Source organism: Acinetobacter sp. UBA991, assembly GCF_002292065.1.
GTDB lineage: Bacteria > Pseudomonadota > Gammaproteobacteria > Pseudomonadales > Moraxellaceae > Acinetobacter > Acinetobacter higginsii.
The window spans coordinates 47082-73067 of sequence record NZ_DBBF01000038.1 but is presented as its reverse complement, the minus strand read 5'-3'; the positions used below and the strand labels follow the sequence as shown (position 1 = coordinate 73067).

24 protein-coding genes and 3 tRNA genes are annotated in these 25986 nt (G+C 43.2%); 16 read left to right on the top strand and 11 right to left on the bottom strand.

The genetic code is table 11. The features are described from left to right. Window positions 1-91: 91 nt before the first annotated feature. The 12 genes from B2727_RS15600 to B2727_RS15545 all read left to right on the top strand — a co-directional run bounded on the left by B2727_RS15600 (window position 92) and on the right by B2727_RS15545 (window position 12499). Entirely contained in the window at window positions 92-1408 is a 1317-nt protein-coding gene (locus B2727_RS15600; protein WP_033133994.1) for an FAD-dependent oxidoreductase, read from the top strand. A gap of 12 nt (window positions 1409-1420) precedes the next feature. Next, a complete protein-coding gene (locus tag B2727_RS15595; protein ID WP_033133995.1) occupies window positions 1421-1807 on the top strand; it encodes a VOC family protein in 387 nt (128 codons plus the stop codon). Window positions 1808-1846: 39 nt separating this feature from the next. After that, a complete protein-coding gene (locus B2727_RS15590; RefSeq protein ID WP_033133996.1) occupies window positions 1847-2269 on the top strand; it encodes a hypothetical protein in 423 nt (140 codons plus the stop codon). Between the two features lie 79 nt (window positions 2270-2348). Beyond that, entirely contained in the window at window positions 2349-3116 is a 768-nt protein-coding gene (gene hisIE / locus B2727_RS15585) for a bifunctional phosphoribosyl-AMP cyclohydrolase/phosphoribosyl-ATP diphosphatase HisIE (protein WP_033133997.1), read from the top strand. Window positions 3117-3125: 9 nt separating this feature from the next. Next, window positions 3126-4628, top strand: coding sequence for a UvrD-helicase domain-containing protein (locus B2727_RS15580; RefSeq protein WP_033133998.1), 1503 nt, complete (start codon window positions 3126-3128; stop codon window positions 4626-4628). 24 nt (window positions 4629-4652) lie between these two features. After that, window positions 4653-6035, top strand: coding sequence for an AAA family ATPase (locus B2727_RS15575; protein ID WP_033133999.1), 1383 nt, complete (start codon window positions 4653-4655; stop codon window positions 6033-6035). 254 nt (window positions 6036-6289) lie between these two features. After that, a complete protein-coding gene (locus B2727_RS15570; protein WP_033134000.1) occupies window positions 6290-9142 on the top strand; it encodes a monovalent cation/H+ antiporter subunit A in 2853 nt (950 codons plus the stop codon). Then, a complete protein-coding gene (locus B2727_RS15565; RefSeq protein ID WP_004656199.1) occupies window positions 9135-9503 on the top strand; it encodes a Na+/H+ antiporter subunit C in 369 nt (122 codons plus the stop codon). The genes B2727_RS15570 and B2727_RS15565 overlap by 8 nt, the downstream gene beginning before the upstream one ends. Then, complete coding sequence (locus tag B2727_RS15560) at window positions 9503-11314, top strand: monovalent cation/H+ antiporter subunit D (RefSeq protein ID WP_005314962.1); 1812 nt, start codon at window positions 9503-9505, stop codon at window positions 11312-11314. The genes B2727_RS15565 and B2727_RS15560 overlap by 1 nt, the downstream gene beginning before the upstream one ends. Continuing rightward, window positions 11314-11841, top strand: a complete 528-nt coding sequence (locus B2727_RS15555; protein WP_033134001.1) for a Na+/H+ antiporter subunit E — start codon at window positions 11314-11316, stop codon at window positions 11839-11841. Before B2727_RS15560 ends, B2727_RS15555 begins: the two co-directional genes overlap by 1 nt. Next, complete coding sequence (locus B2727_RS15550) at window positions 11838-12113, top strand: monovalent cation/H+ antiporter subunit F (protein ID WP_004656203.1); 276 nt, start codon at window positions 11838-11840, stop codon at window positions 12111-12113. Before B2727_RS15555 ends, B2727_RS15550 begins: the two co-directional genes overlap by 4 nt. A gap of 11 nt (window positions 12114-12124) precedes the next feature. Next, on the top strand, window positions 12125-12499 hold the full coding sequence (locus B2727_RS15545) for a Na+/H+ antiporter subunit G (RefSeq protein ID WP_005200485.1): 375 nt from the start codon (window positions 12125-12127) through the stop codon (window positions 12497-12499). A gap of 52 nt (window positions 12500-12551) precedes the next feature. Here the strand turns inward: B2727_RS15545 and B2727_RS15540 are convergent, their stop codons facing one another. From B2727_RS15540 to tpiA, 9 genes are all read right to left on the bottom strand, one after another. Then, on the bottom strand, window positions 12552-12953 hold the full coding sequence (locus tag B2727_RS15540; RefSeq protein WP_004774100.1) for a ribosome-binding factor A: 402 nt from the start codon (window positions 12951-12953) through the stop codon (window positions 12552-12554). Beyond that, window positions 12953-15667, bottom strand: a complete 2715-nt coding sequence (infB, locus tag B2727_RS15535) for a translation initiation factor IF-2 (protein ID WP_033134002.1) — start codon at window positions 15665-15667, stop codon at window positions 12953-12955. Before infB ends, B2727_RS15540 begins: the two co-directional genes overlap by 1 nt. Before the next feature lie 10 nt (window positions 15668-15677). Continuing rightward, entirely contained in the window at window positions 15678-17162 is a 1485-nt protein-coding gene (nusA, locus tag B2727_RS15530; RefSeq protein WP_004802322.1) for a transcription termination factor NusA, read from the bottom strand. Window positions 17163-17199: 37 nt separating this feature from the next. Continuing rightward, the gene (gene rimP / locus B2727_RS15525; protein ID WP_004802320.1) at window positions 17200-17724 is read right to left on the bottom strand and encodes a ribosome maturation factor RimP; all 525 of its coding nucleotides are present in this window, start codon (window positions 17722-17724) and stop codon (window positions 17200-17202) included. A gap of 201 nt (window positions 17725-17925) precedes the next feature. Continuing rightward, window positions 17926-18002: transfer RNA gene (locus B2727_RS15520), tRNA-Met, on the bottom strand. Window positions 18003-18090: 88 nt separating this feature from the next. Next, window positions 18091-18167, bottom strand: a tRNA-Met gene (locus tag B2727_RS15515). 44 nt (window positions 18168-18211) lie between these two features. Beyond that, window positions 18212-18296, bottom strand: a tRNA-Leu gene (locus tag B2727_RS15510). A 57-nt stretch (window positions 18297-18353) separates the two neighbouring features. Next, window positions 18354-18683 carry a preprotein translocase subunit SecG gene (secG, locus tag B2727_RS15505; protein WP_004802318.1) on the bottom strand — a complete coding sequence of 110 codons (330 nt, stop codon included), beginning with the start codon at window positions 18681-18683 and terminating at the stop codon, window positions 18354-18356. A 12-nt stretch (window positions 18684-18695) separates the two neighbouring features. Beyond that, window positions 18696-19487, bottom strand: coding sequence for a triose-phosphate isomerase (gene tpiA / locus B2727_RS15500; RefSeq protein WP_033134003.1), 792 nt, complete (start codon window positions 19485-19487; stop codon window positions 18696-18698). A 371-nt stretch (window positions 19488-19858) separates the two neighbouring features. On the opposite strand from tpiA, the gene pilB reads away from it, so the two are divergent. From pilB to coaE, 4 genes are read left to right on the top strand one after another with little or no spacing between them, the layout of a single operon-like run. Next, window positions 19859-21571, top strand: a complete 1713-nt coding sequence (gene pilB / locus B2727_RS15495) for a type IV-A pilus assembly ATPase PilB (protein WP_033134004.1) — start codon at window positions 19859-19861, stop codon at window positions 21569-21571. A gap of 24 nt (window positions 21572-21595) precedes the next feature. Continuing rightward, a complete protein-coding gene (locus B2727_RS15490; RefSeq protein WP_005314943.1) occupies window positions 21596-22822 on the top strand; it encodes a type II secretion system F family protein in 1227 nt (408 codons plus the stop codon). A gap of 5 nt (window positions 22823-22827) precedes the next feature. Then, entirely contained in the window at window positions 22828-23688 is an 861-nt protein-coding gene (locus tag B2727_RS15485) for a prepilin peptidase (RefSeq protein WP_033134005.1), read from the top strand. Between the two features lies 1 nt (window position 23689). Continuing rightward, window positions 23690-24295 carry a dephospho-CoA kinase gene (coaE, locus tag B2727_RS15480; protein WP_033134006.1) on the top strand — a complete coding sequence of 202 codons (606 nt, stop codon included), beginning with the start codon at window positions 23690-23692 and terminating at the stop codon, window positions 24293-24295. Here the strand turns inward: coaE and B2727_RS15475 are convergent. Together B2727_RS15475 and rlmB are read right to left on the bottom strand one after the other, a co-directional pair. After that, on the bottom strand, window positions 24292-25203 hold the full coding sequence (locus tag B2727_RS15475) for a DMT family transporter (protein ID WP_033134007.1): 912 nt from the start codon (window positions 25201-25203) through the stop codon (window positions 24292-24294). The two genes, coaE and B2727_RS15475, sit on opposite strands and share 4 nt — an antisense overlap. 30 nt (window positions 25204-25233) lie before the next feature. Then, window positions 25234-25983, bottom strand: a complete 750-nt coding sequence (rlmB, locus tag B2727_RS15470; RefSeq protein WP_004802304.1) for a 23S rRNA (guanosine(2251)-2'-O)-methyltransferase RlmB — start codon at window positions 25981-25983, stop codon at window positions 25234-25236. Between the last annotated feature and the right edge of the window lie 3 nt (window positions 25984-25986).

The window sequence follows — 25986 nt, the reverse complement described above, 5'->3', positions numbered from 1 at the left end:
TTGTAGCACGATAGATTTTATTTAAAAAAATCACCGAGATCAGTTAAGATCATGATTGACTGATCTTATAACCGCCTTAAAAGAACAAATAATGAAAACACCTCATTTTGCCATTATTGGTGCTGGCACAGCAGGATTGGCAACCGCAATCCTGCTTGCACGTGCAGGCAATCATGTCACTATTTTTGAACAAGCGGATCAACTTTCTCCCGTCGGTGCAGGTTTATTATTACAGCCTGCAGGCTTGGCCGTGTTTGAACATCTTGGTGTGCTTGAGCATGCTTTAAAGTTGGGTGCCAAAGTCACAGGATTGGAAGGCCAACTTCCCAATAAAAGACTCTTGGTGAATAGTCATTATCATCAAGCTGGCAGCAATCTCTATGGCCTCGGTATTCATCGAGCGACCTTATGTCATGTGCTGACCCACAAACTGGCTGAATATGCCAGTCATGTGACATGGCGAATGGGTCATAGCATTGAACGTATTCAAGAACAGCAAAATGAAGTTCGTCTCTTCGGTTCTCAGCAGCAACAAAGTTTTGATGCCTGCTTCGATGCTGTGCTGATTGCCAATGGTGCACGCAGTCAATTACGCCCTCAAGCATGGGTGAAAGTTGATCAGGCTTATCCATGGGGAGCAGCTTGGAGTATCGTGCCTGAATGTCCGACACTCGATCCTGCAATTCTGCATCAGTTTTATGATCGCTCCAAAATTATGATGGGCGTGTTGCCTACGGGTGCCATCCCAACTGCACCTCAGCAACGACTTTCTAGCGTGTTTTGGAGTTTGCCAACTTCACAACTACAATCATTCTTAAAAGATGAGTCAACTAAACAACAATGGTTAAAACAGGTGGCCGATCGTTGGCCCGATGTGGCAGAATGGCTCACACAACTGTTGTCGAATCAACAACATCAGCCGCAATGGTTATCTGCGCAATATCGCGATGTGGTGATGTCTCAATTTGGACAAGGTCGAATTGGAGTGATCGGTGATGCCGCCCATGCCATGAGTCCACAATTGGGACAAGGCGCCAATATGGCTTTGTTGGATGCTTGGGCCTTTTCTCAGTCACTACACGCAGCAAAACAAAATCAGCAAATGGATTGGTCAGCGCTGTGGCAGCACTATCATCAATATCGTGGTTCCTCGACCCAGTTCTATCAATTTTTAAGTCGTCTACTCACCCCACTGTATCAATCTAATCATTGGTGGGCAGGTGGCTTACGTGACTTGACCTTCCCATGGATGTATCAAATCCCCTATTTTCGTAAAGAAATGGCAATCACCATTTCAGGCTTAAAAACAGGACTGTTTCAGCAACTTGATTATCAACAAGTGGCGCAATATGCTGGGAAAGATCATGTTTTCAATGCTAAAACTGAATCACTACCTGAATATGAATGAGCACAGTGAAATATGAAAATTAGTCATCTAGATCATTTGGTTCTGACCGTTGCAGATATTGAGACAACTTGTAAGTTCTATCAATCAGCCCTGAATTTTGAGGTCATTCATTTCGGTGAAAACCGTAAAGCACTGCAATTTGGCAATCAAAAAATCAACCTGCATCAAGTGGGCAAAGAATTTGAACCCAAAGCACTTCGCCCGACTTCAGGTTCGGCAGATCTGTGCTTTATTGCGGAAACGCCACTAAATGAAGTGATTGCACATCTTCAAGCACAGCAAATTGAAATCATTGAAGGTCCAATTGAAAGAACGGGTGCGATGGGGAAAATTTTATCGGTTTATTTAAGAGATCCCGATCAGAACCTGATTGAAATCTCGAACTATATCAATAGTTAAAAAAAATCAAAATTCATCAATAAAAATAAGACACTCAATATGAAATATAGTTTTTTATGGGCTTTGTATCGACAAGATAAAGGCAAAGCGATCAGCAAAGGATGCTGGTTTTTACTTCCCAGCTTTGCCAATTTTTTGTGTTTTCTAAATTTTCACTATCAACTCATTGAATGGCAAGTGAGCCCTCAATCCTCAGTCGGAAGATTAATATCAGGGCCTCATTTTTGGTGGGTCATTTTATTTGACTGTATCCCATTTCTTTTATTGACGACAGTCAGGCAAAGATATTTGCTTATATTATTAAAAATTTGGTTATTGATCGCCGTGAGTTTTTTCTTGATTAATGCTTGGTTTTGGGCCAGTTATCCCTACAGCACAATTCTACTTTTTGCGTTCTCTTTTGCCTCTTTGAAACAAGAACAAAATCAGCTGATGAATACTTTTATTCGTCTGCGTTCTTAAATGTTTTTACCCAACAAGCATAGCCAACCCCAGCCACAAACGCTACACTAACGGCTTTCCACTCAATGGATTTTCACTCATGTCAAACTGGTTAGATGAAGTTAAATTTGATTCCAATGGTCTAGTTCCTGCCATTGCACAACATCATCAAACTGGTCGAGTGTTAATGGTTGCGTGGATGAATCGTGAGGCTTTACAACTGACGGCTGAAAAAAATCAGGCGGTGTATTACTCACGCTCACGTCAAAAACTCTGGCATAAAGGCGAAGAGTCTGGGCATTTTCAAACCGTGCACGAAATTCGTCTGGATTGCGATGCCGACGTGATTATTCTACAGATTGAACAACATGGTGGCATTGCCTGCCATACCGGTCGTGAGTCTTGTTTCTATCGCAAACTCACCCCACAAGGTTGGGAAATTGTTGATGCCCAACTCAAAGATCCAACCGCGATTTACGGCGCATCGGCTAAAGTTGAAACGCACGATCATGGTCAAACTGAGCAAGTGGATGTGCTTGGCTATTTGGGTCGTTTAATGCAACAGCGTAAAACTGCTGAAGCAGATAACTCTTATATCGCCAGCCTGTATAAAAAAGGCATCAATAAGATTTCAGAAAAAGTCGGTGAAGAAAGTATTGAAAGTATCATCGCTGCGAAAGATTATGCAGTTCTAGCTTCACTGGAAAATAAACACGATCTAATTTATGAAGTCGCGGACTTATGGTTCCACAGTATTGTGATGTTGGGTTACTTCGATCTTGAACCACAAGTGGTTCTCGATGAACTCGCACGTCGTCAAGGTTTATCAGGTTTAGTTGAAAAAGCTAACCGTAGCAAAGAAGCGTAATCAGAGCCTGTGTCAAATATAGAAAAACCCAAAGCCACTTATGAGCAAGCCATTGCGATAGACAATGCCCGTCTCGGTCAATCCTTTAAGGTGATTGCCTATGCTGGCACAGGTAAAACCACAACACTGCAAATGATCAGCGATGCCATGCCTGAACGGCGTGGCATGTACTTGGCATTTAACAAAGCCATCGCTTCAGAAGCGCAAAATAAATTTCATGGCAATGTAAACTGTCGAACCTTTCACTCGCTTGCATTTCGCAGTGCACCACGTGGCGTGACCGACAAATTACGCTTACCTCGATTAAGCCCAAGCTTCATTGCCAAAGAATATCGCCTGGAACCAATTACGCTACGTCGCCTCATGGGTGGGCGTTACGAAAAATACGTGTTGATGCCAAGTCGTTTGGCCAGCTTAGTTGCCAATGCCGTGAGCTACTTCTGCTCAACCAGTTCACAGTATCCAGCTCCTCGGCATATTCAGGCACCGAGTTGGTTACATCTAGACGATATTGAGGCCTTGCAACAACATCTCTACCCTGCGGTGGAACATCGTTGGCTCGAATCAATTGATCCCAATCATCAAGCAGGTATTGGGCACGATATCTACTTAAAGCTTTGGGCTTTATCCGAACCAAATATTCCTGCCGATTATGTGTTGTTTGATGAAGCACAAGATGCCGATCCACTGATGCTTGGTATTTTACTGCGTCAGAAAAGTACCCAAGTGATTTATGTCGGTGATGCACACCAACAAATTTACGCATGGCGTGGAGCAATCAATGCCATGCAACAAATGCCCTTGCCTGAAAGTCGTTTAACCACCTCTTTCCGTTTTGGCGATGCCATTGCAGATGTCGCCAACAGCTTGCTTGGCGCATTAAATGAAACCGTGCCCCTACTTGGTAATCCAAACCAAAAATCAAGTGTGGTGAATAAGCCACATACCAAGATGCGCGATGCGATTCTATGTCGGACTAATGCCCGTGCAATGGAGCTATTACTCTCTGGTCTCGTTAATGGCGATAAAGTCGGCTTACAAGCGGACCAGCAGAAACTGAGTCGTTTTGTCGATGCAGCAAGTTTATTGAAACAAGGCAAACGAATTACCGATGTTCCTGAGCTGGCTTGGTTTAACTCTTGGCATGATGTACACGAATATTGTGAAACCAATGATGGCAGTGATATCAAGCCTTTAGTCAAGCTAGTTGATGATCATGGCACTGATCCACTTAAGAAGGCACTGGCAAAAATCACCCCGATTGAACAGGCCGATTATGTGATTTCAACGGCACATAAAGCCAAAGGTTTGGAATGGAATCGTGTGCATATCGAAGACGATTACCAATTTAAAATAAATGGACTAGAACATAAAATTACAGATGAAGAGTTAAGATTACTTTACGTAGCCTGCACGCGTGCTAAAGTAAGTTTAAATATTCATCATTTATACGACTTAATACAACAATTAAAACGGTGCGCCCCCTCAAGTCTTCGTCAGTCCGCAGGTTAAAGCGCTTATGATTGAGGTCAGCTTATGCAGCTTGAATCGGTTCAATTCAAACACATCGGGATGTTTCGGGAGTTAAATCTCGAATTTCAACCTGAGCGCTCTCCTATTACCCTGATTTTGGGTGATCAAGCCACAGGCAAAAGTACGATTTTAAAAAACATCTATCAAAGCCTGACTTGGTTTTCTGCGCGCTATAAGGATATTCGTACTGCAGGTGTGGTCATTGCTGATCAAGATATTATGCTGAATCGCTTACAGGCAAAAATTCAAATTCTAGTCCGAATGAGCAGTGAACTGAGTGGCTCTTTGGCTGAAAGTAGCTCATCACAACAGACCGACACGCAAACTTGTGCATGGAAACTCTATAAAACATTTAATAGTCAAGGCGTTGGGATTAGCCAAGTGGAGACCCAACAGCTTGATCAAATGGTCACGCTCTATCAGAAAACAGGACTGCAAGATCCTTTATTTGGGCTTCCACTGATTGCCTATTATCCTGCCGAACGATTTGTCCAAGACATTAATTTGCAAAGCAAAAATACTCCAGGGACATTACAGGAAATTTCGGCCTACGATTTAACTGCTGTACCCTATACGACCTTTGCCCGTTTTTTTGAGTGGCTACGTGAAATCAGCGATGTCGAAAATGCACATTCAGCCCATATCGTTAGACGCTTGATGGGCAATGATTTTAATCAACAAAATCAATCAGAAGTACTGCAAGAATTACAACAAGAACTGATTAATCATCCGAAGCAACTCTCTGCACCCAATCTTTATGCTTTGAAAAACAGCTTACATACGGTTTTCCCTGAATTAAGCGATATTTATATTCAGTATGTGCCAAAGTTACAATTAATGGTGCGTTATCACGATCAGTTGATTCCTTTTCAACAACTGTCTGCTTCACTCAAAAATTGGATTGCATTAGTTGGAGACATTAGTCGTCGGCTTTGCTTGCTGAATCAGCATTGTTTTAACCCTTGCTTAGAAGGTGAAGGGATTTTATTGATTGATCAAGTTGACCATCAACTCGATCAGAATCACTGTGCGGAAATTTTGGAGCGTCTCCATCAAGCTTTTCCACGTCTACAAATCATCGTCACAGGCAATCGAGATGCCTTGCTTGAGCATGCATTACATTACCAGTGTTTAAAATTAGATCAAAAAGGTGTTTATCAACTCAATTTAGAGGCATCTCAACAACAGCTTTCAAATTTATATCAAGGTCTCACCCAGACCGAAACAGCACATTCCGTGCAAGCCCAAACCTTGCTGCAAGCCGATCCACTGACCAGCAAAGTCGATGATTTATTCCAACAAATTCAGGATTTAAACGAACAAGAAAAGAACAATTTACTCCACCTGCTCAAGATAGATGATACACCGCAAGAAACGCCCTTATAAAGACGTATCAAAAGACAGAAATTGAAATATTATCAATCAAATGATGTTGTTTGTTTCATGTAATAACATCAGATTTTTGCTGATTTTTTATAGTAAAATAAATCGTATTTTTTATTTTCAAGTTGTGCAATACAACTTGCTGCCTCCGTTAACTTGATTGGGCTTCAAGATTTAAAGTTTTTGGTATTCTCTTTGAGTGCCTGTAAGTCTTGAAAGAAAATTCACCCCTTAGGTCCTCGACCTAAATCATCGACATGGATACCAGTGTGCTACCGATTATTATCTTATTACCGCTCATACTCGGCACCACCCTTGTCTCACAATTACAGCGTATTTCGCGTGGCGTGACGGCACTTGGGGCGATTGGCATCAGCCTTAGTTGTTTTATTTTACTTTTAACTCAGGCAGAAACGGTTCTTCAGGGCAATACCCTGCAACAAAGCTGGGACTGGCTTCCACAGCTTGGAATTAATCTGAGTTTTCGCCTAGATGCATTAGGTTTATTGTTTGGTCTGCTGATTAGCGGTATCGGCACCCTAATTTATATTTATGCCTATTACTATCTCAGCCCTAAGAATTCTCTCAGTAAACTCTATCAATTATTGATGCTGTTTATGGCAGCCATGCTGGGGATTTCACTCTCAAATAACCTGATTATCTTATTGGTATTCTGGGAGCTGACCAGTATCTCCTCTTTCCTATTGGTGGGTTACTGGAGTCAATACGAGGCAGCGCAACGTGGCGCCCGTATGGCCCTCACCATCACAGGCATGGGCGGTTTGGCCATGCTGGGTGGCTTTGTCCTGATTGGACAAATCACCGGCACTTATCAGATTGATGAATTGGTGTTGATGAAGGATACCATTCAGCAACATGCACTATTTGTTCCTGCATTATTGCTGATCCTGTTAGGTGCATTCACCAAAAGTGCTCAGTTCCCCTTCCATTTTTGGTTACCGAATGCGATGGCAGCGCCGACTCCTGTGTCAGCCTATCTACATTCTGCAACCATGGTCAAAGCAGGGATTTTCTTATTGGCGCGTTTAGCTCCTATTTTTATTGGTGCTGCGCTGTATCACAATATCGTGACTTTTGTCGGTCTATTCACCTTGTGTATGGCCGCAGGTTTTGCAATTTTCAAAGAAGACCTGAAAGGACTTTTGGCCTATTCAACCATTAGTCATTTGGGCTTAATCGTGTGTTTACTCGGTATTGGCTCGCCATTGGCGGTTGCTGCCGCAATTTTCCACATCATCAACCATGCCACCTTTAAAGCGGCATTGTTCATGATTGCTGGGATTATTGACCATGAAACTGGCACACGCGATTTACGCAAGCTCAGTGGCATCTGGCAACTGCTTCCATTTACAGGCACTCTCACCATGATCACCGCTGCCTCAATGGCGGGTGTACCACTGACCAATGGCTTTATCTCGAAAGAAATGTTCTTTACTGAGTTATTAGCCAACTTATCTGGTCCAGTGATGGTGATTTCAGCCATCGTCGCAACGTTTGCTGGTATTTTCGCAGTCAGTTATTCAATTCGTCTGGTACATGGTGTGTTTTTTGATGGCCCGATTGGCAAACACGTACCGAATAAAGATGCACACGAACCACATTTAGGCATGCGCTTACCTGCCATTATTTTGGCAACACTCTGTATTTTGGTCGGTATCCTCCCTGCCCTATTTGCAGGGACAATGGTCAACAGCGTCACTCGTGCAAGTTTGGCACAGCCTGAATTTGAAGGCGTTCATCTTGCGATTTGGCATGGCATTAACGCCCCTCTCATTATGAGTTTGATTGCACTGATTGGCGGATCGATTTTCTATTTTGTATTGGCAAAAGATGGCCGCATTCGTAAAATCGACTTAGATCCTTATCTTGGAAAATTCCAAGGCAAGATTCTGTTTGATCTATTCTTGAAAAATTTATTACTCATCAGCCGCAAGATTAAGCAAAAGACCGAAAATGGTTCTTTGCAAAGCTATATCCTCTGGATTGTGTTGTTTAGCATCATCATGGTCGGCTTACCACTGTTCAACCAAGGTTTAACCACTGGCACACGTGAACTGACCCATGCACCTTGGGTGGCGATTGTACTCTGGCTAACCCTGTTCTCAGGTTGCTGGATGATGCTATGGTTCCATCATGAACGTATCAAAGCCGTCCTGATCAGTGGGGCAGTCGGCTTGGTGGTCACCATGGTTTTTGTGACCCTTTCTGCACCCGATTTGGCATTGACTCAGATTACAGTCGATGTGGTGACCACTGTTTTATTACTAATGAGTTTGTCTTTACTGCCACAACTCACCCCATATGAATCAAGCCGTTCACGCCGTTGGCGAGATGCCAGCCTTGCCATCGCAGGTGGTTTAGGTATTGGTTGGATTACTTGGTTGCTGTTAACCCGCGATCACAACTCAATCTCGTGGTTCTTTATGCAACAGGCAATTCCGTTGGGTGGTGGTTCAAACGTGGTCAATGTGATCTTGGTTGATTTCCGTGGTTTCGATACCTTCGGTGAAATTACCGTACTCGGTATTGCCGCCATTGGTGCGCTCTGTCTGATGGATGGTATGCGTGCACATGGGACCACCATGACCCAAGGTTTAACCTATCGTTTTAACCCTTCACCATTGATGTTCCGTATCACGGCGTCATGGATCTTACCACTGGCCTTGGTGGTCAGTGTCTACATCTTCATGCGTGGGCATAACCTTCCGGGCGGTGGCTTTATTGCAGGTTTGATTACCTCAATGGCACTGATTATTCAGTACATCGTATTGGGTCAAGACCAAACCGAACAAATGATCAAAGCCAAATCAGGTCGTCTCTATGAGTTATGGATTGGAACAGGTTTAACCATTGCCGGTCTCACCGGTATTATCGCGTGGTTCTGGGCTCGCCCTTTCCTCACCAGTGCCCATATTTATGTTGAAGCGCCATTGCTTGGAAAAATGCATCTTGCCTCTGCAGTCGCATTTGATACAGGGGTCTACATTACCGTTGTAGGTGCTGCCATGTTGTTGATCTCCGTACTCGGAGACTCGCGTCACTCTAGTATGGCTGGTCCAATCCCAGGTGGAGATAATCAAAATGATTAGTATTGAATTTTTACTCGCGTCAGGGATTGGCTTACTCACGGCAACAGGCATTTATTTGATTCTGCGTGCCAGAACATTTCCAGTGGTCCTTGGTTTAGCCATGATTGGCTATGCCGTGAACTTGTTCCTGTTTGCCATGGGCCGCCTACAAATCAATGCACCCGCGGTGTTGACTCAGGCCACCAAAGTGACTGACCCACTCCCTCAAGCACTGGTGTTAACGGCGATTGTGATTGGCTTTGCCACCACCGCATTTATCGTGCAACTTGCCTTACGTAGTCGTTATGAATCTGGTACAGACCATGTCGACTCAAAAGAAGAACCCACCTTGACTTATGACCCACGTGAGGATGAGCCATAATGTTTGATTTTTACAGTTTCTGGCACGCTCACGCTCCAATTATCAGTATCTTAATTCCAGCATTCACCAGTTTTATTCTGGTGTTATTGGGCAATCCAGGTTCAGGTTCTTTAAAGCAAGATTGGCGTCAACCTTGGCGTCGCGGAATTAGTATTGCTTCGGCAGTTTTGGGCTTAATCACGGCAATCAGCTATCTGAGTATTGCCAGCACAGGCCAAATTACAGTTTATCAGCTCAGTGAATGGTCAGCGCCATTCGGGATTGTCTTAGTCCTTGATCGCCTATCTGCCTTTATGTTGGTCCTGACCTATATTCTTGCAGTACCCGTGATTTGGTATGCCAGTGAGAACTGGGATACCCGTGGGCGTTATTTCCATACCATGGTGCATTTCCTGCTCATGGGAATCACAGGTGCATTCCTGACAGGCGACTTATTCAACTTATTCGTCTTCTTCGAAATCCTGTTGATGGCTTCTTATGTGCTGTTATTGCACGGTCAAGGTCGTCCACGTTTTCAACTTGGGGTGCATTACGTCACCATTAACTTGCTGGCCTCTGCCCTGTTCCTGATTGGTCTAGGCATGATTTACGGTAGTGTCGGCAGTTTGAATATGGCTGATGTCGGTCGTCTGGTATCAAGTCTAGATGGCGATCAGCACAAGCTTGCCGTTGCAGGTGGACTATTGCTGTTTGTGGTGTTTGGTATTAAAGCTGCAATGTTGCCTGTCGGCTTCTGGTTGCCGAAAACCTATGCGGTTGCAAGCACACCGGTCGCTGCGATTTTTACCATTATGACCAAAGTGGGTATTTATGCCATTTTACGTGTCAATGGTACAGTGTTTGATGATGCCATGGCACAAAGCATTTTCAAGAACTGCTTATTGATCATTGGCTTGGTGACTTCCCTTTATGGTGTGATTGGTGCAATTGGCGCTGAACGCTTACGCCGTTTTGTTGGCTTCATGGTGCTGTCATCGATTGGTACTTTGCTGATTTCAATTGCCATGTTCAATACACAGGCATGGGCCGCAGCGCTGTATTATTTAGTTCACAGTACCTTGATCGCAGCAGCTTTCTATTTATTCTGTGGCTGGATGACCTCGCAACGTGGCGCTTTTAAAGATCATTTAAAAGTTGCACCACGAATCAAACAGGAAAAAGCAGCTGCTTTTACTTACTTTACCATCGCCTTAATGATGGCAGGTTTACCTCCATTCAGCGGCTTTCTAGGTAAAGTCTTCATCTTGCAAGCTACTGCTGAGACACCATATCAAGGCTGGATCATCGCAGTGATTCTGATTGTGAGCTTGCTCAGCATTATTGCCATGACACGCGTTGGCTTTATTTTGTTCTGGCGTGCCACACCACCTGAAGAAGATCAGAAAGAAGCGGCTTATGCTGAGTATCAAGCCCTACCCGAGCTTGCACCAAAGCGAAATGATACTGCGATCTATATTTTACTTGGTGCATTAATGCTTTATGTGGTTTGTGCAGCGCCGATTCAGAACTATACGCTTGCAACAGCACAGCAAATTCAGAATCACGCGCTTTATAACCAGACCATTCTGAAACATGATGCACAAGGTCGCCCGATCAGCGTACAGCCTTATGATCCAAGCTACTTACCTGAAACCAAATATGGCGGTGAGGTTGAAGATCCGAACGCCTTGCTGATTCCAGATATTATTTCTAAGCCAACCCTACAAGGCGAACATATTTCTGAATATAAGCAGCGTCAAATTGCGGAGCAAGTCCTCGAAGCACCGACCATTCCGAATAGCACACAGTTAAAGCCAATGGAGGATCACTAATGCAAAAATTATCTTTGCTTGAGCGTTGGTTCCCACATCCATTTGTGTCGGTGCTGATTTTCTTGAGCTGGTTGATGCTGGCGCATAGTCTGGATCTGACCGATATTTTAATGGCGTTGATTCTCGCTGTAGCGATTGCACGGCTGGTCAGTCCATTTATTGCAAGAACACCGCATATTCATTGGCTTCCTGCGATTAAACTGGTTTTTGTAGTGCTGTGGGATATTGTCATTTCCAACTTCCGTGTTGCCAAAATGGTGCTTGGTCCAATGGATCAATTACACCCTAAATGGTATCGCGTTCCATTAGAAACTGAACATGAACAAGTGAATACTTTGCTGGCGATGATTATCACCACCACACCTGGTACGGTTTCAGCCGGAATTGATCAGGAACGCGGGGATATTCTGGTACATGCACTCAGTTCAGATAATACCGAACTGGATATTCAAGACATTAAAAAACGCTATGAAACGCCTTTAATCGAAATCTTTGATGTCAAGATTACAGAAGGAGCAAATAAATGACCATTTTGCCTTATGCATTGGGTATCGGTTTAATTGCCATTACCATCTCTATGTTTCTGTGCTTGATTCGCTTGATTGCGGGCCCTTCAGTGATTGATCGACTCTTGGCACTCGATACTTTATTTCTCAATGCGACCTGTCTGATCGTGGTTTTAGGCATTTATTGGGTCAGCACTAATCTATTCGAAGGTGCGCTATTGGTTGCAATGCTCGGCTTTGTTTCTACTGCCGCGCTTGCTCGTTACTTCACTACGGGTCATGTAATTGACTAAGGAGCAATGCCATGCAACTAATTCTTGAGATTGTGGTTTCATTTTTTGTGGTGTTTGGTGCGTTCTTTATGCTGATCGGTTCGATCGGCATGATTCGCCTACCCGACTTATTTATGCGTCTACATGCACCGACCAAATCCAGTACTTTAGGCCTTGGTAGCTTTCTGATCGCTGCCATGATTTTCGCTGCAATGCATGGTCGTTTTGGGTTTGCTGAGCTTTTAATTACTCTATTTGCATTTATCACTGCCCCCGTATCGGCAAATTTGATGGCACAAGCAGCCATTCACTTACGCTTACGCTCAACCAGTGGTGAGGTACCAGAAGCCTTAAATCGCCCATTGCCTTGGCAACGTTATCGTCGCCACCCATTGAAAAAAGATTAATCCCATCAAGCCATAAAAAAAGCCACCCGAAGGTGGCTTTTTTTATATCGATTTACTTTTGTTCATCTTGCTCTTGTTCAGGCAAATCCTTAACCGCTTCAGCAATCAGACCAAACATATAGTTACCATAGGCATTGGTCTTATCGTAATGGAAACGCAATCTTGGCGTAATACGTGTTTTGATACGACGACTCAATTCATGACGCAAGAAGCCAGACGCTTTATTCAAGACATCTAAAGTTTCTTTATTTGCTGCTTCACTTTGATCATCACCCAGCTCACGGCCCATTACAGTGACATATACTTCAGCATATCCCATATCTGCACTGACTTTCACGGCTGAGATGGTCACAAGACCACCCAGACGTGGATCTTTAAGCTCCTGACGGATAAGCTCAGACAACTCGCGTTGTACTGAATCCGCCATGCGCTTTAAGCGTTGGCTACCCGCCATTAAAGACTCCGTTTAATCAATTGAACATCATACACTTCGATCTTATCTTGTGCTTTGATGTCTTTATAACCCTTAACTGCAAGACCACATTCCATACCAGCACGAACTTCTTCAACCACTTCTTTGTAGCGACGAAGAGATTCAAGCTCGCCTTGGAACACAACCACATCATCACGTAATACGCGAATTGGCTTGTTACGATGCAATACACCTTCAAGTACCATACAGCCCGCTGCTGCACCAAATTTACTTGAGTGGAATACTTCACGTACTTCAGCCACACCCAAGATCGTCTCACGATGTTCTGGTGCAAGCTTACCGCTCATTGCAGCTTTAACATCATCAATCAAATGATAAATGACGCTGTAGTAACGAATATCGATACCATCTTGATCAGATTTTTGACGAGCAGAGTTATCCGCACGTACGTTAAAACCTAACAAGACTGCTTCTGAAGACTCAGCTAAAGTCACATCTGACTCAGTGATCGCACCAACACCAGAACCGATTACACGGACTTTAACTTCATCAGTAGAAAGTTCATCAAGCGCAACATGTAATGCTTCCAACGTACCACGAACATCAGTTTTGAGTACAACATTCACATAAGGAATATCTTTTTTACCCATAGATGCCATGATGTTTTCAAGACGCATTGCACTTGCACGCTCTAAACGCTTATGACGTTCACGGTCAGAACGAGCATCAGCAACTTCACGTGCTTTCTTCTCATCATTAACCACAAGAACTTCATCACCCGCCATTGGCGCATCAGGTAAACCTAGAATCTCAACTGGAATTGAAGGACCTGCAGAAGTAATACGTTGACCATTTTCATCAACCATCGCACGAACACGGCCATAAGATGAACCAGCAAGTACCAAGTCACCAATGTTCAATGTACCGTTTTGTACAAGAATCGACGTTACTGCACCGCGACCTTTGTCAACACGTGCTTCGATTACAACACCTTGTGCCGCACCTTCAGCTGAAGCTTTAAGCTCCATCAATTCAGCTTGGATCAAGATTAAATCAAGTAAGCCATCGATACCTGCACCAGAGTGTGCTGATACTTTAGCAATTGGAACATCACCGCCCCACTCTTCAGGTACGATACCTTTGGTGGTCAATTCGTTTAATACGCGGTCTACATCAGCCGATTCTTTATCCATCTTGTTGATGGCAACAATAATCGGTGTTCCTGCAGCACGTGCATGGTCAATTGCTTCAGCTGTTTGCGGCATAACACCGTCATCAGCAGCAACAACAAGAACCACGATATCAGTCGCTTTTGCACCACGTGAACGCATAGAGGTAAATGCTGCGTGTCCCGGTGTATCGAGGAAGGTAATAATCCCTTTCTCAGTTTCAACGTGATAAGCACCGATATGCTGAGTAATACCACCCGCTTCACCCGCAGCCACTTTAGAGCGACGGATACGATCCAGTAATGACGTTTTACCATGGTCAACGTGACCCATGATCGTTACCACTGGCGGACGAGTTGTTTGCTCACCACGTGCTTCTTCAGCAGCAACCAATAAGTTATCTTCTGCTTGCGTATCCGAAACTAAAACTGGATTATGGCCCAATTCTTCAACTACAAGTACAGCAGTATCTTGATCAATGGCTTGGTTCTGAGTTACAAGCTCACCCATTTTCATGAGGGTCTTGATCACTTCACGAACTTTAACCGCCATTTTTTGTGCTAGATCAGCAACGATGATTTTCTCACCGATCTCAACATCATAAATTTGCTTTTTAACTGGTTTTTCAAAACCATGTTTATTGGCTTGGCTGGTTTTTAAGCCGCGCTTATGATGGCTTTTGCTGAAGCTTTGCTCAGATTGAGCATCGCCACCACGACCGCCTTTCTTACCAGCACGTGGATTTGCAGTTGCACCACCACGTTTGATTTCACGGTCTTCCTTATTAAAGGAATCTTCATACGCTTGGCCAACAAGACCAGCAGCCAACGGTGAATCATCAATCACACGAATCGTTGCAGTTGCATCATCATTTGAATATTTTGATGCCATCTGACGCATTTGCTCAAGTGTACGTTGCTGCGCTTCTTCAGCTGCTTTACGACGTACTGCTTCTTCAGTCGCTTTCAACTGAGCAGTTTGCTCTTCACGTGCTCTTTTTTGCTCTGGTGTTTCTGTCGGGCGAATAACAGGGGCTTTAATCACCTTGTCGCTATTCCGCTTTTTCACCACAACCGCTGTTTTTGCTGGTGCTTGAGCCGCATTATCAGAAGTATGCGCTGCACGCATGGCTTCTAAAGTTGCATTGGCTTTTTGTTCAGCCGTATGACGTGCAGTTTGCTCAGCATCATTACGTACTTTTTCCTCAGCACGTACTTTTGCATCCGCTTCTACACGCGCTTTTGCTTCAGCTGCAAGTAATTCTGGATTTGGTTTAGCAAAAACTTGTTTCTTGCGAACTTCAACATTAATGCTTTTCGCTTTACCTGAAGTACTTGTAACTTTAGCAGTACTCGTTGTTTTACGTTTCAACGCAATTTTTCCTGTGTTACCACTTTCCTGACCATGTACTTTTTTCAAGTGATTGACCAAAGTATCTTGCTGTTCAGTGGTAATAATGTCATCTGCTTTACGCTGTGGTAGACCTGCTTCGCGAACCTGCTCTAGGAGTTTCTCTACAGGACGTTCTACGCTGAGCGCTAACTCTTGAATCGACTTGTCCGTCATCTATTATCTCCTAGTTAAACCATGATTCACGTGCTTTCATGATTAACTGACCCGCTTTGTCATGACCTAAACCTTCGATATCAGAGATATCATCAGTTGCTTGGTCTGCCAAATCATCAACAGTAACCACACCACGCGCCGCCAATGCATATGCAATCTCAGTCGTCATACCTTCCATACCGAGAAGTTCTGCACTTGGCTCTTGAATATTTTCTTGCTGTTTCAATGCATCCGTCAAAGCAGCTTCTTTCGCACGACTTTGTAACAGTTCAACTAAATCTGCTTCAAGCTCGATTTCGTCGAATGTTTCAGCTGGTACATAAGCAATCTCTTCGAGTGAAGTAAAGCCCATTTCTACCAATGCCATTGCCAAGTCTTCTTCAATATCCAGACGTGTAACAAACATATCTAAATATTGTTGCGCTTCATTTTGCTGACGAGCACGATACTCTTCTTCTAACATCATGTCGAGTTTATAACCCGTCAATTCCGATGCTAAACGAACATTTTGTCCTTGCGAACCAATTGCACGTGCTAACTGATCATTGGTTGCAAAGATAATATCTGCACTACGTGCATCTTCATCTAAAACAATACCTGATACATCAGCTGGCTCTAATGCACTTGCAATATATTGTGCTGGGTCATCAGACCACACCACCACATCAATACGCTCACCATTCAACTCTTGTTGCACTGCTTGGATACGTGTACCACGCATACCAATACATGCACCTACTGGGTCGATACGATGATCATTGGTTTTCACTGCAATTTTAGCACGAACACCTGGTTGACGAGCAGCCGCTTTAATTTCAATGATTTCTTCAGAAATTTCTGGAATTTCTTTTTTCATCAATGCAATCAGCATTTCAGGACGTGCACGAGACAATAATAATTGCGCACCACGGCCTTCACGATTCACGTTATACAAAATCGCATTGATACGTTGTTTAGGACGTAAAATTTCTTTGTGAATGGTTTCTTCACGCGCTAAATAAGCTTCAGCGTTGTCACCAAGATCAATGATAAAGCCATCTTTAGTTTGCTTTTTCACTTCACCGTAGATCAACTCACCCACTTTAGACTCATAGGCATCCGCAACTAGTGCGCGTTCTGCTTCACGAATCTTTTGTACGATGACTTGTTTTGCAATTTGTGCTGCAATACGGCCGAATTCAATTGATTCAACTTCCAACTCACGCACGTCACCGATTGACCACTGAGCAGGGTCTAAATCAGAAATCGCGTCTTGGCATGCTGGCATTTCATGATCTTCATCCGCAACTACTGTCCATTGACGGAAAGTACGGTAATCACCCGTTTTACGATCAATCTCAACACGAAGTTGAGCTTCTTCTGAACGTGTGCCTTCGTAAAACTTTTTCTTCGTTGCCGCAACAAGTGCTTGCTCTAACGCTTGGAAGATCGCTTCACGACTAACACCTTTTTCATTACTAACCGTTTCTGCAACGGTAAGAATTTCGCGGCCCATAAGTCACCTACCGATTTCTTATAAAATTAAGTTAATATTAGTCTTGATAGATTAAATTTGCTTTATCAATATTATTACTATCAATTTCAAGCACATGATTACCTTCAACTTCAACTTGAATCATTTCATTTTCTAAGTCTACAGAAAGTAATTTGGCTTGGAATTTACGACGGTTCTCGACAGCAGCAATTAATCGTAAAGCCACTTGTTGCCCGATATATGCAGGCAGTTGGTTCAATTGGAAAAATGGACGATCCCAACCTGGTGAAGAAACTTCTAAAGCATATTCACCCGAAATTGGATCATGAACATCAAGCATTGCACCCACTTGTTGTGTTACGAGAACACAATCTTGAACGCCAATACCACGCCCGAGTTCAACTTCACCATCTTCTGTTAAGACAGGTTCAACATTCTCATCGACCGCTTTATCAATATAAATGCGTAATAAAGAACGTTTCCCTTGTGGGAGGAATTCAATTCCCCACAAATCTACACCACACGCAGCTACAGCTGGTGCAATTAGATCATGCAATGCTTGAGATTTATTTGATAATTTCATTTACTCTCGTCGCTCTCATACGAGCCAATCAATCTTAACCGTATAGTGAAGCACGACTATTTGACCAATTGATGTCGAACAACTACACGATATAGCTAAACAACCAATAAAAAAGGGCGTAAATCGCCCCTATGTTACACAGAAAAGCAATGCCCACTGTGCAAAAAGGCCCACCTTATTGTGAGCCTCTTTTTAGAAACTTGGTAGCGGGAGCTGGATTTGAACCAACGACCTTCGGGTTATGAGCCCGACGAGCTACCAGACTGCTCCATCCCGCATCAACGTGCAAAAATTATATACAAATATGAAAAAAAGTCAATTTAAGTTTTTTTCACATTTGCTTGATTAAGTTGCACCTTAATCAAATGGTAGCGGGAGCTGGATTTGAACCAACGACCTTCGGGTTATGAGCCCGACGAGCTACCAGACTGCTCCATCCCGCAACAATACAAACACTGCACACACCAAACTTACTGGTTATTAAGCTTGGTGCGGAAGGGGGGACTTGAACCCCCACGCCCGAAAGCACTACCACCTCAAGGTAGCGTGTCTACCAATTCCACCACCACCGCAGTATTGTGGGACGCATTCTATTCCCTTAAACGCAAAAAGGAAAGCGCTAATTCAACTTATTCAGTCGTTTTTGGTGCAGTTGGTGAAGTTTCAGGCGATGTCGCTGGGGCAGATGTCGACGTTTGAACAGTTTTTAAACTATATGCATCTGTCGTCTGTTTTTTAGCAAATACAGCGAGCGTTAAACTTGTGACAAAAAACAATGCGGTAAAAATCGCAGTTAAACGAGTTAAAAAGTTACCTGCACCTGAGGCACCAAAAACAGTAGCAGCACCGCCACCACCAAATGATGCTCCTGCTTCCGCACCTTTACCTTGTTGTACCAGAACCAAAGCAATAATTAAAATTGCTAAAATGATATGTACAACGAGTATAAAACTATACATTTCAATTCCTCGTTATTTGCTTTGTGCAAATGCTTTTGCGATTTGGTAAAACGATTGTGCATTTAAAGACGCACCACCAACCAAAGCACCATTAATATCTGGACATGCTGCCAATTCAACTGCATTTTCAGCTTTTACACTACCACCATACAGAATCGCCATCTCAGCACCAAATGCCGTGATTTGCTTTAGACCTTCACGAATTTTTGCATGCATGGCTTGAGCATCCGCAGGAGAAGCTGTCTTCCCTGTTCCGATTGCCCAAATAGGCTCATACGCTATCACAATATTTTGCCATTGTTCAGTTTTTACTACAGCGGCCATATCACAGATTTGTTGTAATACCACTTGTTCTGCTGCACCCTGTTCACGTTGCTCTAAGCTTTCGCCCACGCAATAAATGACAGTCAAACCAGCAGTTAATGCATTTTGTAATTTAGCTTTTAAAATTTCGACATCATCGCCAAATAATTCACGACGTTCAGAATGCCCAATTAAAACAAATTCAATACCACTGTCTTTTAACAGTTCGGCGCTTACTTCACCTGTATAGGCACCTGTACCTGCGACACGAGAAACATCTTGCGCAACCGTATAAATCGTTCTCGCTGCATCTTTAAATTGTGTCTGAATGCCGCTTAATGCAATTGCAATTGGCGCAACACCAATATGACATTGCTCAGCTGCAATATCTTCCTGTTGTAATAACTGTTTAAATTCTTCTACTAATTGGAAAGCATTCGCATGCATTGGATTCATTTTCCAATTGCCAACAACCCAAGGAGTAATGCTCGAGTTCGACATACTTCGCCCACCCACTGTTAATTTCTCAAAAATGCTGCATATTTTACACGGATTTTTATAAAATTCAGTTTTTTCTTTTACTGCTGTATAAATGACTAAAAATCATGAAGATCAGTAAAAGCTGCTATTCTACCGTCATAATATTATGGTGTTTCAGTGTAAAATTTAAAGCTTGCCACAATTGAATTGATTTGATTATGGACAAGATTTAATTCAATGAAAGAAAATTAATTTGCAAAAAACTCGATCAGTTCAAAGTTTTGGCTATGAATCAAGGCAAAAACAACACTTTCTGTAGTAGTATTTTTGCATAACAAAAGTATAATTTTTAGAATACATATTATAAACATTTATTGTCATAAGGCGGACAGATGTCAGGATTACATACGTCTCCAAAGTTTTCGGGGTTTATTCGACGGTTAGTTGAAGATGGACACATGTCCACCACAAGCATGCAAACCGCAATTGATGCGGCTAAAAAAGCACAACAAGACATCGTTGCACATCTGATTGAACAGCATCGTTTATCTCCCCTAACCATTGCTGAAACGATTGCAGCCGAATTCGGTGAACCACTTTTCGATCTGGCTATATACGATACGGCTTTGCTGCCTCGCGATCTGGCAGACAACAAACTCATTCAGAAACATAAAGTTGCACCGTTACTACAACGTGGGCAAATTTTATATGTCGCGACCAGCAATCCGACCAATATTGAAGCATTAGATGCCATTCGCTTTAATACCAAACTCAATATTGAGCCCATCATTGTTGAGCACACAAAACTCGAAAAACTGATTGAACAACAGTTTGGCGATTCTGGCAGTTTCGATTTTGGTGAAAGTGAAGACTTTGATCTCGACATTGATGTAAGTCAAGATCCAAGCAAAGAAGAAGATGACACGCCACAAGGTGATGAGTCTCCAATTGTCAAATATATTAACAAACTGTTGATTGATGCGATTCGTATGGGGGCATCTGACCTGCATTTTGAACCCTATGAAAAAATGTATCGAGTACGTTATCGTGTCGATGGTGTATTGCGTCAGATTGCCAATCCGCCCTTACAAATGGCAACTCGCCTCGCCTCACGTTTAAAAGTCATGTCACAAATGGACATTTCTGAGAAACGAATGCCACAAGATGGTCGTATTAAACTTAAACTTTCCAAGACCAAAGCCATCGATTTTCGTGTCAACTCACTCCCTACACTGTTTGGTGAAAAGTTGGTACTACGTATTCTCGATCCTTCCAGTGCCATGTTGGGGATTGAAGCACTCGGTTATGAAGATGAGCAAAAAGCCTTATTTATGGATGCACTGGATAAGCCCCAAGGCATGCTACTGATTACAGGTCCAACGGGTTCAGGTAAAACCGTTTCTTTGTATACAGGTTTGAATATCCTGAATACCGAAGACACCAATATTTCGACCGCCGAAGATCCAGTTGAAATTAACTTGGAAGGAATTAATCAGGTTAACGTCAATCCGAAAACAGGACTTACCTTCTCTGCAGCGCTGAAAGCATTTTTACGTCAAGATCCAGACGTGATCATGGTCGGGGAGATTCGTGATCTGGAAACGGCTGAAATTGCCATTAAAGCCGCACAAACGGGTCATATGGTGATGTCAACTCTGCATACCAACAGCGCGCCAGAGACCCTAACCCGTTTACGCAACATGGGGGTGCCTTCTTTCAACATTGCAACCTCCGTCAATCTGGTAATCGCGCAACGCTTGGCGCGTCGCCTCTGTGGTCAATGTAAAGAAGAGATTGAGATCCCTAAACAAAGCTTGTTGGAACTCGGCTTTACTGAACAAGATTTAAATGACCCTGAATTCAAAATTTTTCAACCTGTCGGTTGCGCTGAATGCCGTGAAGGCTATAAAGGTCGTGTGGGGATTTACGAAGTCATGAAAGTCACGCCAGAAATTTCCAGACTGATTATGGAAGATGGCAATGCCTTACAAATTGCAGCAGCATCAGAACAAGCAGGATTTAATAATCTACGTCGTTCAGGTTTGAAAAAAGTCATGCAGGGAATTACCTCTTTGCAGGAAGTCAACCGAGTAACAAGTGAATAAAATCAATAAAAAGGATTAATAATCATGGCAGCTAAAAAAGCGCAAATGATGCCAACTTTTGCTTATGAAGGGGTCGACCGGAAAGGGGCAAAAATTAAAGGGGAATTACCGGCACGTAATATGGCTTTGGCTAAAGTCACGCTGCGTAAACAAGGGGTAACCATCAAGAATATTCGAGAAAAACGTAAAAATATTCTCGAAGGCTTGATGAAGAAAAAAGTCACCACACTAGATATCACTATCTTCACCCGCCAATTGGCTACGATGATGAAAGCGGGTGTCCCATTGGTACAAGGCTTTGAAATTGTCGCGGAGGGATTAGAAAATCCATCCATGCGTGAAGTGGTTCTAGGTATTAAAGGCGAAGTTGAAGGAGGTAATACCTTTGCTGGGGCACTGAAAAAATATCCTCAATATTTTGACAACCTATTTTGCTCTTTGGTTGAATCCGGTGAACAGTCCGGTGCGCTTGAAACCATGCTTGATCGCGTTGCGATTTATAAAGAGAAAAGTGAATTACTGAAACAAAAAATTAAAAAAGCCATGAAATATCCAATCACAGTCGTTGTGGTTGCTGTGATTGTGACGATTATTTTGATGGTCAAAGTGGTCCCCGTATTCCAAGATTTATTTAGCTCTTTTGGTGCAGATCTCCCCGCCTTTACCAAAATGGTGGTAGAAATGTCAAAATGGATGCAAGAATATTGGTTTATTTTGATTATTGTGATTGGAGCCATTATTGCGTCTTTTCTTGAAGCCAAAAAACGCAGTAAAAAATTCAGAGATCTACTGGATAAAATGGCACTCAAAGCGCCTATTTTCGGAGATTTAGTCTATAAAGCGATTATCGCGCGCTATAGTCGTACGCTTGCGACAACATTTGCAGCAGGGGTTCCGTTGATTGATGCACTTGAATCTACTGCTGGTGCAACCAATAACGTCATTTACGAAGAAGCCGTCATGAAAATTCGTGAAGATGTGGCAACAGGCCAACAATTACAATTCGCCATGCGTGTTTCTAACCGTTTTCCGTCGATGGCGATTCAAATGGTCGCAATTGGCGAAGAGTCTGGTGCCCTAGACAGTATGCTCGACAAAGTTGCGACACATTATGAAAATGAAGTCGACAATGCCGTCGATGGCTTAACTTCAATGATGGAACCTTTAATCATGGCAATTCTTGGGGTGTTGGTCGGTGGTCTGGTCATTGCCATGTACTTGCCAATCTTCCAAATGGGTTCTGTGGTCTAATTCTTATGCAACAATTTTTTTCTTATTTTATTGAAAACCCAACCGCTCTTTATCTCGCGGTTGGGCTTTTTAGTTTATGCATCGGCAGTTTTTTAAATGTTGTCATTTTTCGTACTCCCCGCATGATGGAGCAGGAGTGGCAGCAAGAATGTCAAATGCTGTTACACCCAGAACAACCGATTATTGATCAAAGTAAACTGACTTTAAGCCAACCAGCCTCAACCTGTCCGAAATGTGACTCGCCTATTCGTTGGTATCAAAATATCCCAGTGCTCAGTTGGTTAGCTCTTCGTGGTAAATGTGGGACGTGCCAGAATCCGATCAGTATCCGTTATCCACTGATTGAGTTACTCACGATGATCTGTTCTTTGGTTATCGTGGTAGTCTTCGGTGCAACTATCCAAATGCTGTTTGGTCTAATCTTAACTTGGGTACTGATTGCCTTAACGTTTATTGATTTTGACACCCAACTGCTGCCTGATCGTTTTACCCTACCCTTAGCTGCTTTAGGTTTGGGAATAAATAGCTATGCGATTTACACGACAGCGACCGCCGCAATTTGGGGTTATTTAATTGGTTTCCTGTGCCTTTGGATTGTTTATTATATTTTTAAACTGATTACAGGCAAGGAAGGTATGGGCTACGGTGACTTCAAACTCCTCGCAGCCTTAGGCGCTTGGATGGGGCCAATGCTGCTGCCTTTAATTGTGCTACTCTCTTCAATGCTTGGCGCAATTATTGGTATTATCTTGATAAAAGTGCGTGGTGAAAATCAGCCTTTTGCATTTGGCCCATATATCGCCATTGCAGGCTGGATTGCCTTTTTATGGGGTGATCAAATTATGAAAGTCTATCTAGGTGGTTAATATGCGTTTTATCTTGGGAATCACAGGCGGTATTGGAAGTGGTAAGTCGGCAGCCACACAATGGTTTGAATCCCAAGGTATTGCCGTGGTCGATGCTGATATCGTGGCACGAGAAGTGGTTGAACCCGGCCAACCGACCTTGAAGTCAATTCAAGATGCTTTTGGGGATTGGGTCTTATTGGAAGATGGTAGTCTCGATCGGCGTGCACTCCGCGAACATATCTTCCAATTTCCAGAAGCACGCCAAAACTTAGAAAACATTACCCATCCGGCCATTCGTCAGTCGATTATTCAGCAATTACAACAAGCTGAAAGCCCATATGTGATTTTAGTTTCACCACTCTTATTTGAAACCAATCAACATGAACTGGTCCAGCATACTTTATTAGTCGATGCTGATGAGCAAACACAACTACAACGTGCCAGCCAACGTGATGGGCAAAGCGAAGAACAAATCCGAAAAATCATTGCAGCGCAAATGTCTCGTACCCAAAAACAACAATTGGCAGATGATATTGTCCTCAATGATGGCCTATTAGAACATCTCCATCAACAGCTAAAACCTTTGCATTTCAATTATTTACAACGATCAGAACATGCTTTTTAGCCTTGTTCCTGTTTAGCGAGTTGAGTCGCTAAAGTGTCTTTACGCAGCCATCGCCATGGTTGTAGTGCACCGACTCCCATTCCGATCAAGCCACACACAATCGCGGCATTCAACGGCTCGTTCAACAATGGGACTGCCACAACAGCAGCAATAAATGGTGCCAAAGTGACAATACTGCCAGTCTTAAATGCACCCAAACGCTCAATCGCAGCTACATACGTCAACGTTGCCACGATCACCACCAAGACACCATGAAACAGCCCTTGAATCAATAAATGTACAGGTGCTGCATCTTGAAAATGCTTAAGAATAAATAAAATATAAATCGGTAAATAAATAATCGCCGACCAAATCACCACGCCAGCGGTTGCATGCCAAGCAGATAATTTCCATTGTTTCAGCAATACCGTAAAAATCCCCCACCACACTGCACTGATAAAAAGTAGTAAATCTCCTACTCCCAATGCCAAAGCTTGATCATGCAGCATCAGATAACTCATCAGTATCAGAGCTGCCATCATAATCATCAAACTGAACCAAGTATGCTTATCAAAAGGCTGTCTAAATAATACATAAGCAGCCACAGCGGTACACAAGGGAATACAACCATTGAGAAAGATAGCGGCATGCGCTGCTGGCGCATGTAAAAAAGCGTTATAGACGGTGAGACAATAAACCAAGCCACCGATCAGTGCCAAAATGATTGGACGTGGATGCCACAAAAAAGCGAAATCTTTTTTATAGATTAAGACTGGGAGCAGAATCAAAGAAGCAATCGCAAAGCGCATTGCCACCAGATCCCAGACACTGACATGCCAATGTGCATTGAGACGGGAAAAAATGGTAAATCCGCCCCAAATACACATGGTAATAAAGACAAAGAAATAGCCTTGCGTACGGATGGTCATCTGAGTTTACATTGCCAACATTTGGCTAAATTATACAGCACTACGCTGACGACACGCCTCATAAAGTGCCATACCTGTTGCCACACTGACATTCAGACTTTGTAGATCACCAGACATTGGAATATAAACGGTATGATCACATTGTGACTGAGTAATTGGACGAAGTCCCGTATCTTCCGCACCCATCACAATCACTACAGGACCTTTGAAATCACATTGTTGTATCGGCAATGCTTTCTCATCCAGCATCGTCCCGATCACACGGGTATGAGTGGTGTCTTTTAAATGCGCTAGGGTTCGAGCGAGGTTAGTGACTTGAATAAATTTCACTTTTTCAGCGCCGCCTGCTGCAACTTTACGTGCTGTCGGGGTTAAACTGGCTGAACGATCACGGGGAACAATCACCGCCTGAACACCCATCGCAGCCGCAGTACGAATACATGCGCCCAGATTATGCGGATCAGTCACTTGGTCAAGCGCCAATAACAATGCATCTGGCGACTGTTGCATGATTTCGTCCAAATCTTTTTCATTTAAGGTTGGATGTGGACGCACAGCGGCCACTACACCTTGATGAAATGGTAGCCCTGCAAGCTTTTCTAAGCTATCACGACTGGCTTTTTGTACACTGATACCAAAAGGCTCTGCTAACTGCAAAATTTTTTGCAAACGCTGATCATCACGACCTTTCAATGTAAATAAAGTCAAAACGCGTTCAGGCTCCAACTCCAACAATGACTCCACTGAATGAACGCCATAATAATATTCGGGTTTTGCCATGAA

Excerpts from the sequence above, each read along its gene's own strand:
- B2727_RS15600 (WP_033133994.1), top strand. The coding sequence starts at position 92 with ATGAAAACACCTCATTTTGCCATTATTGGTGCTGGCACAGCAGGATTG.
- B2727_RS15595 (WP_033133995.1), top strand. The coding sequence starts at position 1,421 with ATGAAAATTAGTCATCTAGATCATTTGGTTCTGACCGTTGCAGATATT.
- B2727_RS15590 (WP_033133996.1), top strand. The coding sequence starts at position 1,847 with ATGAAATATAGTTTTTTATGGGCTTTGTATCGACAAGATAAAGGCAAA.
- hisIE (WP_033133997.1), top strand. The coding sequence starts at position 2,349 with ATGTCAAACTGGTTAGATGAAGTTAAATTTGATTCCAATGGTCTAGTT.
- B2727_RS15575 (WP_033133999.1), top strand. The coding sequence starts at position 4,653 with ATGCAGCTTGAATCGGTTCAATTCAAACACATCGGGATGTTTCGGGAG.
- B2727_RS15570 (WP_033134000.1), top strand. The coding sequence starts at position 6,290 with ATGGATACCAGTGTGCTACCGATTATTATCTTATTACCGCTCATACTC.
- B2727_RS15565 (WP_004656199.1), top strand. The coding sequence starts at position 9,135 with ATGATTAGTATTGAATTTTTACTCGCGTCAGGGATTGGCTTACTCACG.
- B2727_RS15560 (WP_005314962.1), top strand. The coding sequence starts at position 9,503 with ATGTTTGATTTTTACAGTTTCTGGCACGCTCACGCTCCAATTATCAGT.
- B2727_RS15555 (WP_033134001.1), top strand. The coding sequence starts at position 11,314 with ATGCAAAAATTATCTTTGCTTGAGCGTTGGTTCCCACATCCATTTGTG.
- B2727_RS15550 (WP_004656203.1), top strand. The coding sequence starts at position 11,838 with ATGACCATTTTGCCTTATGCATTGGGTATCGGTTTAATTGCCATTACC.
- B2727_RS15545 (WP_005200485.1), top strand. The coding sequence starts at position 12,125 with ATGCAACTAATTCTTGAGATTGTGGTTTCATTTTTTGTGGTGTTTGGT.
- B2727_RS15540 (WP_004774100.1), bottom strand. The coding sequence starts at position 12,953 with ATGGCGGGTAGCCAACGCTTAAAGCGCATGGCGGATTCAGTACAACGC.
- infB (WP_033134002.1), bottom strand. The coding sequence starts at position 15,667 with ATGACGGACAAGTCGATTCAAGAGTTAGCGCTCAGCGTAGAACGTCCT.
- nusA (WP_004802322.1), bottom strand. The coding sequence starts at position 17,162 with ATGGGCCGCGAAATTCTTACCGTTGCAGAAACGGTTAGTAATGAAAAA.
- rimP (WP_004802320.1), bottom strand. The coding sequence starts at position 17,724 with ATGAAATTATCAAATAAATCTCAAGCATTGCATGATCTAATTGCACCA.
- secG (WP_004802318.1), bottom strand. The coding sequence starts at position 18,683 with ATGTATAGTTTTATACTCGTTGTACATATCATTTTAGCAATTTTAATT.
- tpiA (WP_033134003.1), bottom strand. The coding sequence starts at position 19,487 with ATGTCGAACTCGAGCATTACTCCTTGGGTTGTTGGCAATTGGAAAATG.
- pilB (WP_033134004.1), top strand. The coding sequence starts at position 19,859 with ATGTCAGGATTACATACGTCTCCAAAGTTTTCGGGGTTTATTCGACGG.
- B2727_RS15490 (WP_005314943.1), top strand. The coding sequence starts at position 21,596 with ATGGCAGCTAAAAAAGCGCAAATGATGCCAACTTTTGCTTATGAAGGG.
- B2727_RS15485 (WP_033134005.1), top strand. The coding sequence starts at position 22,828 with ATGCAACAATTTTTTTCTTATTTTATTGAAAACCCAACCGCTCTTTAT.
- coaE (WP_033134006.1), top strand. The coding sequence starts at position 23,690 with ATGCGTTTTATCTTGGGAATCACAGGCGGTATTGGAAGTGGTAAGTCG.
- B2727_RS15475 (WP_033134007.1), bottom strand. The coding sequence starts at position 25,203 with ATGACCATCCGTACGCAAGGCTATTTCTTTGTCTTTATTACCATGTGT.
- rlmB (WP_004802304.1), bottom strand. The coding sequence starts at position 25,983 with ATGGCAAAACCCGAATATTATTATGGCGTTCATTCAGTGGAGTCATTG.